This window comes from Bradyrhizobium sp. CCBAU 11386 (genome assembly GCF_028128955.1).
GTDB lineage: Bacteria > Pseudomonadota > Alphaproteobacteria > Rhizobiales > Xanthobacteraceae > Bradyrhizobium.
The window spans coordinates 1-17,854 of record NZ_LBKA01000208.1 but is presented as its reverse complement, the minus strand read 5'-3'; the positions used below and the strand labels follow the sequence as shown (position 1 = coordinate 17,854).

General features: G+C 58.3%; 10 protein-coding genes and 4 pseudogenes. 9 read left to right on the top strand and 5 right to left on the bottom strand.

The genetic code is table 11. The annotated features are described in order from the left end of the window. Positions 1-20: 20 nt before the first annotated feature. A complete protein-coding gene (locus XI09_RS16145; RefSeq protein ID WP_271553274.1) occupies positions 21-1,262 on the top strand; it encodes a cytochrome P450 in 1,242 nt (413 codons plus the stop codon). 1,514 nt (positions 1,263-2,776) lie between these two features. Here XI09_RS16145 and XI09_RS16140 read toward each other — a convergent pair. After that, positions 2,777-4,480: an outer membrane beta-barrel protein gene (locus XI09_RS16140; RefSeq protein WP_271567697.1), complete on the bottom strand. Its 1,704-nt coding sequence runs from the start codon at positions 4,478-4,480 to the stop codon at positions 2,777-2,779. Positions 4,481-4,875: 395 nt separating this feature from the next. On the opposite strand from XI09_RS16140, the gene XI09_RS16135 reads away from it, so the two are divergent. From XI09_RS16135 to XI09_RS16115, 5 genes and pseudogenes are all read left to right on the top strand, one after another. Continuing rightward, entirely contained in the window at positions 4,876-5,256 is a 381-nt protein-coding gene (locus XI09_RS16135) for a hypothetical protein (RefSeq protein WP_271567696.1), read from the top strand. Between the two features lie 541 nt (positions 5,257-5,797). Beyond that, complete coding sequence (locus XI09_RS16130) at positions 5,798-6,130, top strand: hypothetical protein (protein ID WP_271567695.1); 333 nt, start codon at positions 5,798-5,800, stop codon at positions 6,128-6,130. Further along, entirely contained in the window at positions 6,127-6,357 is a 231-nt protein-coding gene (locus XI09_RS16125; RefSeq protein ID WP_271567694.1) for a hypothetical protein, read from the top strand. The genes XI09_RS16130 and XI09_RS16125 overlap by 4 nt, the downstream gene beginning before the upstream one ends. Further along, a pseudogene (locus XI09_RS16120) lies at positions 6,354-8,600 on the top strand (hypothetical protein). The gene XI09_RS16125 and the pseudogene XI09_RS16120 overlap by 4 nt, the downstream one beginning before the upstream one ends. A 321-nt stretch (positions 8,601-8,921) precedes the next feature. Then, positions 8,922-9,783 (top strand): annotated as a pseudogene (locus tag XI09_RS16115) (ISNCY family transposase); the annotation flags it as partial. Positions 9,784-10,245: 462 nt separating this feature from the next. Here XI09_RS16115 and XI09_RS16110 read toward each other — a convergent pair. The 3 genes from XI09_RS16110 to XI09_RS16100 all read right to left on the bottom strand — a co-directional run bounded on the left by XI09_RS16110 (position 10,246) and on the right by XI09_RS16100 (position 12,694). After that, positions 10,246-10,830: an anthranilate synthase component II gene (locus tag XI09_RS16110; RefSeq protein WP_097669454.1), complete on the bottom strand. Its 585-nt coding sequence runs from the start codon at positions 10,828-10,830 to the stop codon at positions 10,246-10,248. Further along, a complete protein-coding gene (gene pabB / locus XI09_RS16105) occupies positions 10,827-12,221 on the bottom strand; it encodes an aminodeoxychorismate synthase component I (RefSeq protein WP_271567693.1) in 1,395 nt (464 codons plus the stop codon). Before pabB ends, XI09_RS16110 begins: the two co-directional genes overlap by 4 nt. 113 nt (positions 12,222-12,334) lie before the next feature. After that, on the bottom strand, positions 12,335-12,694 hold the full coding sequence (locus tag XI09_RS16100; RefSeq protein ID WP_097669452.1) for a Dabb family protein: 360 nt from the start codon (positions 12,692-12,694) through the stop codon (positions 12,335-12,337). Between the two features lie 845 nt (positions 12,695-13,539). On the opposite strand from XI09_RS16100, the pseudogene XI09_RS16095 reads away from it, so the two are divergent. Beyond that, positions 13,540-14,181 (top strand): annotated as a pseudogene (locus tag XI09_RS16095) (dethiobiotin synthase). 1,402 nt (positions 14,182-15,583) lie between these two features. Next, positions 15,584-15,700 (top strand): annotated as a pseudogene (locus tag XI09_RS16090) (transposase); the annotation flags it as partial. A 133-nt stretch (positions 15,701-15,833) separates the two neighbouring features. Here the strand turns inward: XI09_RS16090 and XI09_RS16085 are convergent. Beyond that, complete coding sequence (locus XI09_RS16085; protein ID WP_271567692.1) at positions 15,834-16,832, bottom strand: hypothetical protein; 999 nt, start codon at positions 16,830-16,832, stop codon at positions 15,834-15,836. Between the two features lie 613 nt (positions 16,833-17,445). On the opposite strand from XI09_RS16085, the gene XI09_RS16080 reads away from it, so the two are divergent. Then, complete coding sequence (locus tag XI09_RS16080; protein WP_271567691.1) at positions 17,446-17,631, top strand: hypothetical protein; 186 nt, start codon at positions 17,446-17,448, stop codon at positions 17,629-17,631. Positions 17,632-17,854 lie beyond the last annotated feature (223 nt).

The following is a 17,854-nucleotide window of genomic DNA, read 5'->3' as shown; positions in this document are numbered from 1 at the left end:
CAAAATCTACAGAGACGATCATGAAAAGGCGATTGGAAGATTATAGAGCTGACGACGACTGTATTATCCCGCTGAGCAATCTGGATGTAAGCGAGGCCAAGCGCTTTCAAGACGACAGCATATGGGGTTGCTTCGAGCGGTTGCGAAGGGAAGATCCCGTTCACTACTGTCAAGACAGCCCTCATGGTCCATATTGGTCCCTGACGAAATACCGGGATATAGTAGCGGTAGACACAAACCACAAAGCATTCTCGTCAGAGCAAGGTGTCACTATTGTCGACGTGCCTGACAAGCACTGGACCCAGAGTTTCATCAAGATGGGGCCTCCCCAGCACGCCGAACAGCGCAATACCGTGAGTCCGATAGTCGAGCCGGAAAGCCTGACGAAGCTCGAAAGCTTGATCCGCTCTCGGGTCAGGGCGATTCTAGCCGGCCTGCCGCGCAATGATGCCTTCAATTGGGTGGACATGGTCTCCATAGAGTTGACGACGCAAATGCTCGCCACGCTGTTCGACTTCCCATTTGAGGATCGGCGACTCCTGACCTATTGGTCAGACGTAGCTGTTGCAGTTCCGAAAGCAGGCCATGCGATCGATACCTGGGACAAGCGAAGCAAAATCTTGTCAGAGTGCCTCGACTATTTCACCAGACTTTGGAACGAGCGCATCAATGCCGAGCCGCGCCTCGACCTGATTTCCTTGATGGCGCACTCGCCCGCCACACGCCATATGGAGCCGAGTGAGTTTCTCGGGAATCTGATTCTGCTGATCGTTGGGGGGAATGACACCACGCGCAACTCGATTACCGGCGGCCTCCTGTTCATGAGTCAGTACCCCTCCGAACTGCGAAAACTAACCGTCAATCCAAAGCTGGTCTCGAGCGCCGTGTCCGAGATTATTCGATACCAGACGCCGATCGCACATATGCGCCGCACCGCCGCTACCGATAGCATCGTAGGCGGGAAACAGATCAGTAAGGGCGACAAGGTCGTTATGTGGTACATCTCCGGCAACCGGGACGAAGAGATCATTAAGAGCGCCAACAGCTTCATCATCGACCGCAAGAATGTGCGGCAGCATCTCGCGTTCGGATTCGGCATCCATCGCTGTCTTGGTCGACATCTTGCGGAACTTCAGTTGAGAGTCCTCTGGGAAGAGATGCTGGATGCGGGACTGGAGGTCAAGGTTGTCGGCGAACCCGAGCGAATTGCGTCCAACTTCGTGCACGGCTATTCCGCTCTCCCCGTACGGATTGCAGCCTAGGCCCTTATCGCTCCGGTCTGGCAGCGGACACGCGGTGGGGTTTGGCTCGTAGTGAACCATCTCCGCTTCTGCAAGCAGCGAAGATGGTTTGATCGACGCGAAACAATTGCTGCATCTCAGGATCTAGTCATCAACAGGGCGGATGTTTGAAGTGTCCGTGAGGAGCGATAGTGTAGCGCGCGGACAACTTGCAGCGGCATCAACCAACTTGGAGAATGCAATGTCTACGAAATCCAAAGTCGTGAAGCCCAGTCATGACGCCTTTGTCGTCACCGGTGAGGTGAGAGCGCCTCCTGGACTAAGATCGGCGCGGTCTGGTGATGGCAGCAAGGGCGTCAAGGTGGCTCCGATCGCCCTGCTTGTCAGCGGAAGGCTCGTTACCCGCGAGCGAAAAGAAACCAACGACTCTGAGTCCGATGCGGTGTCACGTGTGCTTGCGGGGACACTCGTCCCTTCCAAGGCTTTTGATTGTTCGGGGGCTGCAGGTCCATCCGGACCGGAAAGCATTCTTTGGTAGACAATGCTCCAGGCAACGTGATTGCCATGAAGCTGCGCTTCACAGATGGGCTATGCCATGAGCAGTTCCGCCTTCCTCTGGGATTCCAAGGTCGTCGCCGGCAGTAACCTTCAGCTTTTGGGTGTGTCTGTCGTTACCGTCTGAAGTTTGATTGTCACATCGAGTTTCCAACATCCCAACACAGAGCCGCGCCCAGCACCCGCGTCAGTATTTGACCCTACGTTCAGTGAGCAGGGATCGTGGTCGGCTGAGAAAAACTAGACCAGATTATCTGCGAAAATGTCATCCAGCCACAGGACAAGACCACAAGCTGCCCCAGCGCTGCGAGAAGTGGTGATCGCGCACCAAACCACGAATGATCAGAGATAGCCTTTTCACGTGCAAGGCGTTTTTGGTTGAGTTTGGCAGATGCCAATCACCCGTCGCATTTGCACCTCCTGCCTGACACATGTCGGGAACTGCGGGCGACACGGCAACTACGAATTCGCGCTCTCGGCGCAACCGGGCGAGTCGCAGAGGCGGCCAGCTACTAACTCGAGCTCCTGCAGCTCGATCTCGACGGCCCGGGCGAGCAGCTCACGGGCTCCGTTCCGCAGAATTTCTGGCAGTGGATCGTCAACCGCAGACGGCTGACTTCTCGTTCATGCGTATCGCTCTCCTTGAGAGGTTAGGGCAGGCTCGACACCTGCCTTGAACGCCGCCTATCTCAACCCGTCATCACCCACGTCCCCGCATAGCTCTCATAGCCTTCAGCTTTGGATGTTGGACCAAGATCTCGTCACCGTCCGGCTCCGCATGCTGGGTTTTATCTCCCATGATGAATTGAGGGAAGCAAACCGTCGACGTCCGAACCTACGCAGCCCTGTGGCGCGAAACATTGATCGATGCTGCGAGCTTCGTTAAGCGACCTCCGATTGGACTCTTAAGGCAATCACTTTGTCTTCGGATTTGTTCGGTCACTGCTTTGCCCGAGGTTGGAGCTTGGCTGTGAGGCCCCTCAATTGAACTTGTAGGAGGCCTGAAAGAACGTACCCCAGCGCTCCATGCTATACTTCGCAAGTACGGTCGGCTCACCGACGCAGCCATAGCTGCTGCACAAAGAGTTGCTCCGCTTGTTGGTCCACATCGCCCAGTAGCGGCCACCGACGCCGACGCTGAAGTTCCTGGTGATGAAGTAGGACAAGACGCCTTCAACCTGGACGCCTCGGCCCCCATTGCCCCGTTGTTCATCAAACATGGTCTCGTTGCGCAAGAGATGATAATCACGCCCCTTGAAATCGGTCCACGGCAGGTAAGCGACGTCCGTGCTCAAACGCCAACGCTCGGTGAGCATGGTTTCGGCGCTTAGGCCGATACGAGGTGCATTCCATTGAGTATCCTGGCTGCCAACGTTCGTGTTGTCGCCTGGCGCCAGGCACGGTAGGTTGACGATCTTGACGCATCCTATCGAGTCCGAGCTCTCGCCGTAATAGCTCCAACCCGTGAATCCGCCGACCTTGTAGGTGGCGCCGCGCAGGAAATCATAACCTAGGTCCGCCGTGTAATAAGTGAACCTTCCGTTTGTTTGGCCCGAGATCGTGTTAGTATACGACATTGATGTGGTCCCAGTATCGAGACCCCAATCTTCATCGTTCGAGTGTCCTTTGTTGAAGCGCCCGATCCCAATATTGCCCTTGAGGAATACTCCCCAGGGGCTGTCAACACGGAGAAATGATTCCCCGGAAAGTCCGTCCAATCCGTAATAAGTGAGCCTCGAGATGAGACGGCTGGGGTCGTCGAGGTGGCCATAGGGCACTGCGCTGTGGTCCCATTGAAATTGTCCGCGGCTGAGCCAGAGCCGCGATCCGCCTTCAAACGCCCAACCGGGCGAGTAAGCAACCGGCGGCGCACCGGCGAGTGCTTTCGCGTACAGCGGCGCGTCGCCCCATTGCGCCGTCCAAGGGTCGGCGCCAAAATGGTAATTCAACCCGATCTTTCCGACGTGATAACTGCTGGAGGGCCTCGTTGTGTTCGCTGGCAGAATCGCAAACGGTGGAAACTGCACCGTCGGAGGTGTGTCGATCCTCGGCCCGCCGAAATGCAGATAGTCATACTCAGCTTTGACCGACCATGCAGGCGTAAGCGCTTGCTCGACGCCTAGCCCGATGGTGCCACCGAGGCGACCATAATCGAAATGGGTCTTCTCCGGTGAGAATCCAAACTCGTAATTATTGAGGACGTCGCCCTGATTGTTCTGCCAAGCGACGCCTCCCTTGAGATAGGCCAGCGTGTGGCCCAGCGCGCCAAACGCGTAACCGATGCGGCCGGTCCCGGTGGCAAGAACGTTGGGACCTGCCTTGCAGTTTGCGCTCACGACAAAGCCGGAGGCAGCGAGGCAGGTATTTGTGCCGTCGGAGACAGCGCGGCTGACATCGAGTTCGACACCAAAGACCCAGCCCTTGTTCTGCCAATTGTAACCGATCTGGCCACCTGCGAGGAATACTGGGGTATCGACGACATCGCCATAGATTGACGGACCGTAGGGATTGCTGAAGGAGGTTCGGCCGTACCCGCCGCCGACGTGCCCGCCAATATAGCCTCCGGTCCAGTTCCACACCGCCGGCGGCAGTTTCACTTCTGGCTCAAGGTCTGCCGAATTGGCGGCACTGCTTGCGACGAGCGCAATTGTTGTGGCTCCCCAAAAAAGAAGTCCAGATCGCATCAAATACTCCGCTGCGCTTCTCCCTCCACAACCGAGCGCCTTCGCGCTGGCATCGGTGATGGCGCCGCGAATGAAGCAAGCAGCGTGCCGCTTAAATGAGGCTCTCCACGCGCCAGGTACGCGTCAAATTTGCGACATTGGGGCTCAAACCCGACAATCGCGCTGTTAGCGTTCGACAGTAAATGTTGCGCAACGCGAAGCCGCCATTCTCGCTGTAGCTGCGACATCAGCTGTCGAGTCTCATGTGAAGCGTTTGAGTCAAGTGGACATTACCAATACGAGCCCTGCCGGCCTGGACGCCGGATCCGTCGATCTGCAGAGGGATGATACTTGGTATGCTACGCTATCGAAATCCGCTTCCTTGGGAAAACATCTGACGAGCGATCATTCAGGCAATGCGGCACGCGCAGGAGACGCTCGTCGTCAGCCTCTTCGTGTCCCTGGTGATGCTCGCCTTCGCCATGATGGCCGCGATCCGACTTCGCGCTCACCGCCATCGCCCAAAAAACAAAACGTCGCCCCCCGGCAACAACCCAAACACCACCACGCCGCCGCTGATCTGTTGGTCAATCCAGGAATCGGCCATTGCCATCAGACCGTACGCGTCGTCCTCAGGCCACGGCTTTAAGATCGTGACGGCAGTAAGCCCAAAGACGCAACTGATCGATTTCGCTGTTTGGATAGCCGTTGACGATGCTGGTGAGCGCGTCGGCCAGGTGAGCAAGCGCATTCATATCGGCGACCGCGAAAGCGCATCTACGAATTGTATTGCCTGACGCAAGAGCTTGGCGCTCACTTGCTTGTCCGCGCCTGCGTCGATCGGCTGGCGGGCGATGACGGCCATTCGATTGCGACCGAGATGGAAGAGACCAGCGGTCAAGGGCCTGCATTACATTGGCGTGCGGGACGACAAGGGCGAGATGACGAAAGCTGTGCTGGAGATCAAGTTCAAGCGGATTGCGGTCTTGCCTCCGATCGGAAAGCAAAACTCTATCCTGCCCTCGACCTGACGGTAATCCGCGCAAGCGAGCGCGGTGCGCCAAAGGGCCGGAAACCTATTGAGTCGAAGCTAATCACGGACCTACCCGTCCGTAGACGCTCCGAGGCAATCGAGAAGATTAACTGGTGCGCCATGCGGTGGAAAATCGAGATGTTCCACAAGATCTTGAAATCGGGCTGCAGGGCGGGCGGAAGACTCAAAACTGCGGACGCGGAGCGCCTCGCTAATCTGATGGCGGTCTTCTGCATTCTCAGTTGGCGCGTCCTCTGGCTCACCATGCTCAATCGCGCGGCCCGGACGCGTCACCGAAGATGGCCTTGACGGACAACGAGATCGCATTGCTCGATGAACTCATCAGCGACGTCGGCAATCGACGATGTCGCCCTGGAACCCTCGCATTCTACTTGACCAAACTTGAACGATTGGGTCGCTACCTGGCCAGGGCCGCCGATCCGCCACCCGGAAATGTCGTCATCTGGCGCGGACTCTCCAGACTGACCGTTATCGAACTCGGCGCCGAAATCGGAGCGGCTGGAAATGTGGGTTTGAAAGCTGGTGAGGACCTCACCAGACGCCGTACCCGGCATAGGGGCAGGACCCTTACGGATCGCCTCGCGGACGGTACTGTCGATCCAGAGCGCAGATCTTGACCGGGGCACGTCAGGCCGCGGTCACGTCTCAGCGGATTATGCCGCAACTGACGCAGCTATCCCGCATCGCTATCTTCAGCAACACAGGAGCTGCGATGGAAATGGGACCCAAGGCGATATCGGCTTTCTTGCGCATCCGGAAGAACTCTCTTGGTCAGCTACTGGTCAGCCAGGCGGTCTATCCAGATAGGCTGAGCATTCTCGACTTTATCGGAGATAAAATATGACGGGCATTGGCCGAGCTGGCACATCGCGCGTTGGGGCTGCACGAGCCGACAGCACCGGGGAATTGAGCAGTTCGAGCGCGGAGCCCGGCCTGTTGCCTGGGGAACGCAGTCAATCCTTCGACGCCGTCGTGGAGCGGATGCGCTCCGGGCCTCAAGATAGAACCGCGGCGCTCGCGAACCAGCCACCAGCTTTGGATGTGGCGGCGCCAACGCGGGACGAGATCAAGGCAGCAGAGGAAAACTTGGACAGCCTGCTCGAGCAGCTTAAAACTTGTCGTCAAGCGGCCAGGCGCGCCCGGAACTTGCCCGAGGCGCGAGAGCTGATCGATCAAGTGGTTAAAGCAGGCTCAGCAGTTCTGGAGTACTACGCGAATCTGCCCCCAGCTCTGGCGCGCCGCATTCTGCCGGACGATCAGGCTCGCCAGCTCCGCTATGACACGCTGAACGCGGCCCACGAATGTGACCACTTGGCCAAGCAGATTCTCGACGAGTTGGAGAAGAACAGAAAGAAAGCAGCACGCCTGCTCGACAACATGAAAGACAGCGCTTCGCCCGCTCAGCTGAGCCGCGTGTTTGCAGGCGTGGCGGGCCACTACGTGGCCTGCATGGAGTGGTGGGGAAAGAAGGCATTGCGTTTGGAGCGGATGCAGTCAGTCTGCGCGGCTACTGCCAACTTGCCAACCAGCACGCCCGAGATGCGGAAGGCGAAGAGGCCGCACTAAGGCTGCATACCGGCTGGGCGCTCAATACGAAGTGCATGTATCTGCAATCGCGGATAGCTCTCGCGGAGCTCTTGATTAAATTCGCAAGCGAGCACGTTCGAACCAGATCTGCGCGGCGCCCTCATGGATGAGAGCGGGCGAGTGCGTCTGCTCGGGACCTTCATCGAAGATGTTTTTCCGGCATTCGTCTCGACGCACGGCGCCGTTCTGAACAGCAATGGAGCGACGCTCGACGCTGAGCACCGCGCCGTTCTGGAAGGAGTCATGGAGCGCCTTTCGGAGTTTGCGTCAGGAGTGAGCGGCATCGTTGGCAGCCTGAGGGAGGCCAGAACGCGAGCCGACCTCCCGTTGCAGTTGCTGGACGAGATCGTGGAAGGTGCTTGGGTTACGGCGAACGAAGTCATGCGGCTGCTGGCATTGCAGCCGAAGACGATAGCCACGATTGAGCCGCCGGCTTGGGCAGCGCTGCCGGAAAATACTGCGGTCGTGGGCGAAGATAGTCCAGCGCGCAGAAAGGGAAAAGGAAGGCGTGCAGCGGCCGCAGGCGAGGGGAGTTCGATGGGCCGCCCGGCGGAGCCGCAACTCGCCAGGCCCAATGCCGCCACGGACCGGACGGACAAGGTTATCGTACTCTCGGATCTCGGCACCAAGAAACTCGCGACCGCGGACGAGGCACGCGCGTCATCCTCCGCGACCGAGCACCTCCAGATGTGGCAGGCTCCGCCCTCCAGGAAAGCGCTGGCGGGATTACTTGAGCGATTGGACGAGCTGCTGCAGTTCGATCTGTCGGCTCAGCAAAGCGCCGTCTCGCAAGCGCGCCAGATGAAGCCCGAGGACGCCGAACACGTCTTGGATCGCGTCATTAAGCGCTTGCAGACGCAGGCCTCCGAGATTGAGGCCTGTGCAGCCGCGCTGGAGGAGCCTCGACGACGTGGCCTGCTCACGCCTGCGCAACTGCCCGAAGTGCACGATAAAATTGTACGGCTCAAGGCGATGTGGTCCGAGGTGCAGGGGCAGGCAAACTCATTAAACGCGCAAAAGACGGCAATCACGAGCGATTGCATGAAGACCTATGCGTTTCCATCGCAAAAATACCTTGAACAGTTGCGGGCGGCGGGGGAGCTGGCGTCAGTGGATCCACCACGTCCTTTGAAGGGAGAGCCAGGGACGCTGTTCGAGATCAGGCTGCAGCCCAAGGCGCTGCGCAGTGGTGCGACGCCAAGCCCGATGTGGGTGCACATCCATACCAAGCAGCCGGTACATGCCTGGCAATTAGCAACACTGGGCGATCGCGAATTCGCCGCTTGCCACGTGAAGTCTAACGAACAGCGCGGCTACAATCAGCACTGGCAGAGCGCTCGAGCCGCCGAGGGGCACGAGAAAGTCGTGATCCACCGCGGCAAGCTCACCCCTGCGTTCTGTAGGTCCTTGTTGAGCGACGCCGCTGGCCGCCATCCGTGGCCTCCCCTTCCCGATCCGGAGCACGTGTCGGCGCAGATCGCTCGACTGGGGATCTCGTGAGCTGGTTGTCTTCCGGCATAGTGCCGTTCGGTGGCAGCTTTCCTGCCTCCGGATCGGCTCGGAGGATTGCCTGCCAGCACCGAGCCCTCCAGGCTCCATCTCCCAAAAGGATGGAGCCTGGAGAAGAGAACGCGCACCACGGGAGGCTTGTCAGCCTGTCGCGCGGCGATCAGGATGGAAGAGCGCGTCAATCAAGGTGAGAGAGTTTCGCCGGGCTCGTGACGTAGGGAGGCGTAGCCCGACCGGAGTTACGATCCCGGCGTCGGCGCGATCCGCGAGGGACCGCGCCGACTTCTGATCGCGGCCGGCAGGTTATGCAAGTGGGAGGCGACAGGCCGGATCTGCGGGAAGCGGCTGAAGGCATTACTGCCTGCGCTGATTGAGGCGATGGAACGGCACGGCCACCTCGACCTTGCCCCCAGATCGGCGCCAAACTTTTGGCGATGAGCGCTGCGACGATCGACCGCACATTAGTGCGGGTCCGAGAAGAATCAGGTCGCAAGCGCCGGCGGCACGCGACGCACTCGTTGCGTCGCAGTGTTCCAATACGGACGTCGGCAGATTGGAATGATCCGGCGCCCGGATTCGAGGCCGACCTTGTAGCACATAGCGGTCCATCTGCCCGGCAGCTTCATCCTGACCCTCGTGCTCACCGACAGTGCTACCGGCTGGACAGAGTGCGCTGCTCTGATCGTGGCGCGAACAGGCGCTATTGAGCATGGTGCTGACGGAATTGCGCAAACCATTGCCTTTTGCGCTGCTCGGCCTCGATACTGACAATGATACCGTGTTCATGATTGAGACGCTGAACGCCCACTGCGAGGCGGCCAACATCGTTTTCACGCGTTGCCGGCCCTACCGAAAGAATGACCAGCCGTTCGTCGAGCAGAAGAACGGCGCCGTCGTGCGCAGAATGGTCGGCTATCGTCGGTTCGAGAGCCTGGAAGTGCTGCTGGCTGAACACTATCGATCGCGGAGGCTGTTCGTGCACGTCTTCCAATCCTCGTTCAATTGATAGCCGGGCAGCGCGACGATGCGCGTGTGCGCAAGACATACCGTGCGCCGGCGACACCACACCAGCGCTTAGCCGCCGACACCCCCGCTCGGGTCGTGCCCATCTCCAAGAATACATGCCGTTCTCGACCCGGTCGCGTTGTTGCGCGATATCCGCGGCGCGCAGGAAACGGCGTCCCGCAAGTGCAGATTGATCTTATGAGTCCTGCTTCATGAGAACGTTTGACCTGCCACCGAGAAGAACCGCCGATCCTATAGGACCGGCGGCCAAGTCAAGGGAGGAAACGCCCGTCAGGGCAGCGGTAGCGAGACTACCGCAAGGCACCACCAACTTCTTGGCGGATCTCAAATAAACATTTTGCGATGGGCTAGACGATGATCCGCCTACTCATCGAATGGAGGTAATGCGAGGAAAGCTACGCATTGCTGGCTTCCAGTAATTCAATTGAGCCTGAATTTAAAGAAAAAGTTGCGTACAAAGCGTACAAATCGAGCTTTTTCGCGCTCTCTCGTCACACCTTCAACAGGTCAGAGCTGTTTCGCACGGAGTGCCGAGTTAGATCCGTCAAGTTTGCAGCTTACCGCCCCTTCTATGGACCAGGCTGCCACGTTTGGGACGAAGTCGCCGATCTCACGCTCGGAAGCTCTCTGCCAATCGCAGGAAATTCATGAGCAGCACGTGACCTTGTTGAGTAAGTACTGACTCCGGGTGGAATTGCAGTCCATAGGTCGGTTGATGCCGATGTGCCAAAGCCATGATCTCACCTTCATTTGAGCGGGCTGTCACCACGAGATGCTGCGCGTCTGACTCCTCTAGTTCAACCGCCAGAGAATGATAGCGTCCAACAGAAAGTGGAGACGGGAGTTGCTTGAACAACCCTCGGCCGTCATGAGTTATGTGTGAGGCTCGACCGTGCATCGGACAACGCGCGCGTACCACGCGACCGCCGAAAACGCTCCCAATACACTGGTGCCCAAGACAGATGCCAAGAATTGGAACGCGACCCGATAGTTCGCGGACAACGGCAGTGGATATGCCGGCCTCCATTGGCGTGCAAGGTCCGGGAGAGATCACGATTGCACGCGCCTGGAGCGCGAGGAGATCGGTGAAGCTCATCGCGTCATTCCGGACGACTTGCGTCTCTTCACCGAGCGCGCGGAAATATCGCGCGATATTGAACACGAATGAGTCGTAATTGTCGATGATCAGAATCAAAATGCACCAGATAGATCGGCACCAAAGGCGGCGAAGAGTCGCTGTGCCTTGGCAAGCGTCTCCTCGTACTCGGCTTCAGGATCCGACATCGCCGTTATCCCAGCCCCTGCATGAAAGACAGCTAGGTCGTCGTCGATCATCACAGTGCGGATCGCAATGTTCGTGTCCATCTGTCCATTGAATCCAATGAAACCGATCGCGCCGCAATAGACCTCTCGCGCCACTCCCTCGATGTCCGCAATAATCTCCATTGCTCGCACCTTCGGAACGCCGGTAACGGAGCCGCCCGGAAAGCAGGCGCGAAGCAGACTGACGGCGTCCTTGTCTTCAGCAAGTGCGCCCCTGACAATCGAAACGAGATGGTGCACCGATGCATAGGATTCCAGGTTGCACAGTGCGGTAACATCGACCGAATTGTCGGTACAAACGCGTGACAGATCGTTGCGCAGCAGGTCGACAATCATAATGTTCTCGGCACGATCCTTCTCGGACGCAAGAAGGAGTTCGACACGCCGCCCATCTTCCGCGGAATCGGCGGAACGCGCGAATGTGCCCTTGATCGGGCGCGTTTCGACTTGCCGTCCGTCAAGTTTTAGAAATCTCTCAGGAGAGCTTGATGCGATCGTCAGCTTATCGTAGCGCAAGAGAGCTGCAAACGGTGCCGGGTTCAGAGTCCGGAGCTGGCAATAAAAGGTGAGCGGATCGAACAGGGGCGAAACCCTGGCACTGAAGCGTTGCGCGATGTTGGCCTGGAATATATCTCCTGCCAGGATCAAGCCGACGACGCGCTGGACCGCTGCGATAAAGCGTTCACGGCTATAGTTAGAATGCCAAGCGCCCGCCGTGCTGGGGATTATGTTCCGCGGCGACTTTGGCCTGGCGAGCAGTGCTGCAAACTCGTCGGCGCGACGACGCGCGCGATCGGCTCGTCCGGTTGGGTCCTGTTCGGGCCATCCGGTCGAGACGATCCAGCACCTGTGGTGCCGGTGATCGAAGCTGACGACCACATCGTAAAAATGCAGGATTGATTGAGGCAACCGGAGGCCGTGAATTGACGGCGGCGGCAGCTGCTCCAGTGTTCGGTTCAGATCGTAAGCAAGGAAGCCGGCTGCGCCGCCCTGGAATGGGGGGAGATCGGGGCGATGCGCTTCTTTGTATCTCGCAAGAAGGCCGCGGAGGACCTCCCATGGATCGCCTGTAAGTGCCACTCCATTCCAACTTGCCTGTCCATCTGCGACCAAATAGGTGCCGAACGGCTCGCAGGCCAGATATGAGTAACGCCCAAGCAGCTCATGCCCTGCCGCGCTATCGAGAAAGGTAAGCTGCGGCCACGGCGCAAGGCACCGCAGCGCCTTGACAGGTTCAATCCACTGCAACTCGCGGACGTGCATAGGCTATCTGTTACCGACGACCGGCAGGTTGTGAGGCCTGCGCCGCCGTGATGCCGCTCCGAAGGAGGGTTGTTTCCGCCCGAGCGTACAAGACCCTGCGGCTGATCATCAAGCTACTCACCGCCAGCTGATCCGCTACGCCGAGCGACTTGCGTTAGCCCTGCCGTTCCCGCGAAATGCACATCTGTTGACAGCTCATAGTCAGCGGCAAAGCGCAACTCCCGAAGTGGCCGTACGCATCTGATCGCTTCTCGATACAAATTGTGCGTTTTGTACGCAGCGAGATCCGTCTCGCTAGCAAACTCCCCGTACACCACGACGTCGATGTCATTGCCGAGCTGATCGCTCTTGCGGTTGCGCGCAATCTCGAGCCGGCGTGCATATGGGATTGAGGTGAGAACCGATAGACCTTTGACGATTTGGTCGATACAGGCCTCATCCCTGGCTGTGAAGAAGACGATGTGACGGATCATGGTGGCCGCAAAGGTGACGCCTCAACTTGGCCGCGTCCTTACCTCGGGGAGCGGCGCAACGCAATGCAATGCTGGAACGTCGTTGATGGCAAGGGGGCGCTCGTGTGACGCTCGGCCTTGCAGCAGAGGCTCGCAACAGCAGAGACTCGCAGAATTTCCAATTGAGCAAGACGTGTGAGTTGCTCGGTGTCCAAAATGATCTGAATGTGGCATATTCTGGCTCGGCGGCTCGATGAATCCGCGTGCAAAGCTCGAGAACCCGCAATACTTCGTTGCGGGTGATACCGTCGATCAGTGTTTCCCGACAAGACGATTCAGCACTATCTCAACAGCCCATATCGATTGAACTCAGGCACCTCTCGTAGAGCTGGGGTCCGAAACGTGCGGTTCTGCATCTATTAGGATACATCGTGCCGCAGGTGAATGCCCTCGTCCGATCCGGACAGTATTTGTGCGCCGAAAACAATCTCAACCTGTCACAACGCATGACACGCAACTTAGGGAAGCGCGATGGTCCGCGCGCGAAACTCTATAATTCAATCTATCAGTTGGCCAGGCGGAACAGGCCCTTTCAGGCCAGGGGCATCGGCAACGAAGGCCATCCGTGAGTCGCATAGATTGAGCGACCGCTACTTTGCTTTGAGAGAGTAAAAAATGGCCGTAAGGGAGCTGAGCAGAGTTTTGCTCGACGCGCCTGGAAGGCCAGGTCGTACGCGGAACGTTGATTGCCGATCTTCCCAGGCGCGAGGTGGGTACTCCCGACTGGCGTATATTTGTGAACTGATACTGAAATCGTGGAGGGTGAATTGCGTACAACTGCAGGAGGAGACAAGAGGCCAAACTCAATGAGCCAGAAGCAGATTGTGGTGACCGCTACTGGCGCCGGCATCGGAAAGACGGTGTTCTGCGCAGGACTCGTCAATCTCCTCGGTGCGAAGTTTTGAAAACCGATTCAGGCCGGCCTCGAAGGAGAAACCGATACCGAGCGGGTCGCTCGGCTTGGCAGTCTTCCGCCGGATCGCATCGTGCCTGAGCGTTACCGACTGCAAACGGCCGCTTGGCACCACAGTTCCTCGGGGATTGACGAGGTTCGCATCAAACCGGATTCGCTGGACGTACCGGACACCGGAGGGCAGCCGCTCGTGATCGAGGGTACCGGCGGACTAATGGAGCCGCTGAATTGCGGCTCGCTTTACATTGACCTCTTGGAGCGGTGGCGACTACCTGTCGTGCTCTGCGCGAGCACAACTCTGAGTACGATCAATTGTTCACTGCTGTCCATAGATGCGCTCCGAAGGCGCCAGATCGTCATTCTTGGGATCGCTTTCGTTGGCGAAAAGAATTCGGACGCTGTGGCAGCAATTTGCGAGATTGGACGGGTGCGGTGGTTAGGACGACTGCCCTGGATTGCGCCTTTGTCGGCAGACACGCTGCAAGCTGCGTTCAAGGCCTCCTTCTGTCACGATGATTTCAATTCACGATGCTAAAGATGAAGTCGTTGATTGGCATCCGCATGCAACACGCGCTTCAAGCGGAATGACAACCGCCGGGCGATGGTGCTTATCTTTAGCCGGAACCGTTGCGGCGTTCGATCTGAAGACAATCACCTGACTATCGTGATGTCGCCATTTTGCGTCACAAGGGCAGACCTCGATGAAATCGGGGCATGTCATATTCGCCGACATGTGCGAGCAAGTTGTCCTTCATGCGCTGAAGGGCCTCAGTCGAAAACGAACGTTGTCCGAGATCAGCTATGACACGCTCCAATATTCGCCAGTGGCGATTTTCACGCGAAACCCGAGAAAGCGAGGGCTCAGGAAACCGCTCCCTCAAATACTGCACTGGCCGACGGAAAGGCTCACCTCAAGGGATCATGGTCATCAATTAATCGAACCATCAACCAGTGCCTGCCTTATTCGTTCGGCCTGTTCCTTGGATTGCTTCTCGGCCAAGCTGTGATCCTTTAACAGCGCGGGCCCCTTGCGTTGTCGATCATAGACCATCCAGCCGGTGGTCCCTATTCGAACGAAGAACCTGTACTGTTGCGGAGGTAATTCGTGGCTCAATAGTTCCTCCTAAATCGACCTGTTACGAAATCGCGCCCGGTGTCCCAAGAAAAGACGACACTCATGTCAGGAAAACACGCCCCGCGCTTTTTATTCCTGAATCGGAACACTGAATTTTCAGGCAACAAACGCACTGCACAGCCTGTGGCACTGGCCGAGGCATCTTTCGATGCCGCGTTCGTCGTATCCCACTGCCGCAGAGAGGGGCATGCAAACGCCTCGTGAAATTGATCACCTCGCCGGAGTCCAGCCGCGCCCATGACCCCTGTCGGCGTCGCTGTGTCTTGTAGTGAAGAGAAGTGGGCCGGTGCCGACCGCATCGCCCGGGAAGGCTTGCACTATCAGTTAAGGTGAAAGATTGTCGCTGCGATCGTCAATTTGGGCCGGCAGGAAGTCCGAAATCCCTCGACGATTCGCGCCGGCGAGCCAATTCTAATGGCTCCGCGTTTAACAGCTTCATCACTAGTCCCCCTCAGCCTTTCGCCATTGTGGCCAGGTGCGACACGATAGCAATCTAATGTCTTACAACTGACAGTTCGGTCGGCGGTCTCCTTCTGGGGCCGCCCATGATCAAGACGTTAGGGATTGCGGCGCTCGCGCTATTCGGGTCATCGCAGGTTGATCCGTACCTCGAACATGAACAAAGCCAAGGCTGTCATAGCGATGCTGCGACAGACATTCGTTTTGGGGTTTGAGTAGACTTAGGCCGGCGCCGCGTTATCGCGCGCGTAGCCTTGTGCCGCGCCTCGATCTTCTCGCGAGTCGCCCCCTAAATCATGTCGTTGTAGTCGGCGGTAATCTCCTCATGCAGGCGCTCAGGTGGCAAAACCGTTATCGGCTCAGGAAGCAAATCGTCGAGCCGATCTTCGGACAAATCAAGCAGGCGCGCGGGTTCCGGCAATTCCTATTGCGCGTCATGGAGAAAGCGAACGCCGAATAGGCCCTCATCTGCACCGCCCACAACCTCGCCAAGCTCGCTAGAGTCGCTGGAGCAAGTTATCATCCATTAACAAGCCCGATACCAGAGCTATCTGGACGCTCCTAGCGTCGGGAGTGTCCCTCGGTGTCTACACTCAAGGGTGATGGATGAGCCGAATGTCATTGGGCCCTCCCGGCCCTGCGAGGGCGGTGTAGAGCTCGCCGCGAATGTCGTAGTGCTTTATCGGCTGCGCCGCGTCCGGCAAGAGGCCCCAGCGGCCGAGCTTCGAGAGCATCGTGTACGGGGCGGGTTGGGTGCCGTGCGAAAAGTCCTCGGGAGCGGCGAATGTTGCAGCATAAATCTCGCGGGCTGCGGGGGACGTCGTCTCAGCCCTGGCGGACGCCGGAGCGGCTTGCTCCATTGACCGTGCAAGCCTCGCTGGCGAGGCCCGATTCGCCGGCTGCGCGCTGGGCTGCGGAACGTTCTCCGGTCGAGATCCGAGACGAACGGCAGCGCTTGGCGGATTGAGTGCGGTGCTTCGCCTCATCGCCGCCGCGGGCACGAACAGCGCCGTGTAGCGCTCATTGTGAACCACGAAGCGGGCGGGTCGGCTGTCCTGGCTCGGCGGGACGCTGCTACCGTCAAGCGCAGCCGTCGCGTGCTGGTCGCCGTGCCCCGAGTTGAAGGGACGAACGGCCTCTCCTAAATCCAGCGCTTCGTGATGGCGCGCGGTTGGCTCGAGAGACGACGATGGGCCGGCGTCGTTCATCGCCCACAGCAGATCCTGATCGTAACCTTCCGCAGGAAGGACTAACGGCGAACCGACCGCTGGCCCGAAAGGCGACGGTGCGCCGGCGTCTTCCATCAGCACGAGCGCGACTGAATTGCCGGGCTCACTCAGCTGGCGCCCAATGGCATTCCCTTCCGGCTGGCTTAGCGTCCTCTGCCTCTTCGCAGGCCTCAACTGCCCGGTGTAATCCTCACCCATGAGGATCTCATGTCTTGAAAGGGAGGCGCTCCCGGTCAGTTCGTTCGGAGCCGGCTGGTAGCCGTCGCTCCAGTTGAAGTGACGAACGGCTTCTCCGGGATCCGGTGCCTGGTGATCGCGCGCGGTTGGCATGAGAGGCGATGCTAAGATGGCTTCGCCCATCATCCCTCGCAGCGGATCCTGATCGTGACCTTCCGCAGTCAGCTCCTTCGGCCAACTCAAAGCTTCCCGCGGCGCACTGTGCTGCGCAGCGGCGTCCCCGACGCGTCTGGTGAATGCGTCTTCGGGATGAGGACCTCGGGCCCTATGGTGCCCAAGTTCCAACGCCTCGGTGAGTCTACGGTCTTCGTCAGACAGATGACGATAGTGGCGATCTGGAGAAACAGGAACCCCTGCGACGGCGGTGGTATCAAGCTGCAGCACTTCATCCAGGTACGGCTCAAAGTCCGCGTGCTGCTGTTGCGGTTGTGGCACCGCGACGTTGTAAGCAGCGAAATCTCGGTCGAATGGGTTGATGAGTCGGTTCGCAATCCTGAGCAGGTAGTGTCCTCTCTAGTTCTTGCTCTATTAGGATCAGCTGTCGACAAGCTGACGCGCCAGCCCGACTGCCACACTCCCCGAGGGACGCGCCAAAGATGCCGGACTGCATTTTTCGGAAGTACTGGCTGGTAGTCGGAGCCGGCACGAACAGATTCTATTTTGTAGAGTAGCATCATGGGGCCTACAAACCGTCGCAAAACAAAGTGTGTACTGAGCTAGGAAGTGTTCTGAAGGCGTCTTGTCCTACTTCATCACCAGGAACTTCAGCGTCGGCGTCGGTGGCCGCTATTGGGCGATGTGGACCAACCTGCGAAGCAACTCTTTGTGCAGCAGCAGCGGCTGCGTCAGTGAACAGACCACACTTGCGAAGTACAGCATGGAACGCTGGGGTACGTTCTTTCAAGCGTCCTATAAGTTCGATTGAAAAGATCACACCAAAAGCCAAGCTCCAGGCTTTCGACGCCCCCTCAAGCTTTGGTAGTGACCATCCACCTCCGCGCCATCTGGACGCCGGCAACATTGGCATTAGCGAACCTTGTCACGTGATGAAGGCCGTGAAAAGAACTAGGTGTTTAGTCCCGGCATTTGCTGGAGCGGATTGAGCTTGAATCGTTCTGGCTGGGATGTCCAGCATTTGCAGATGTATT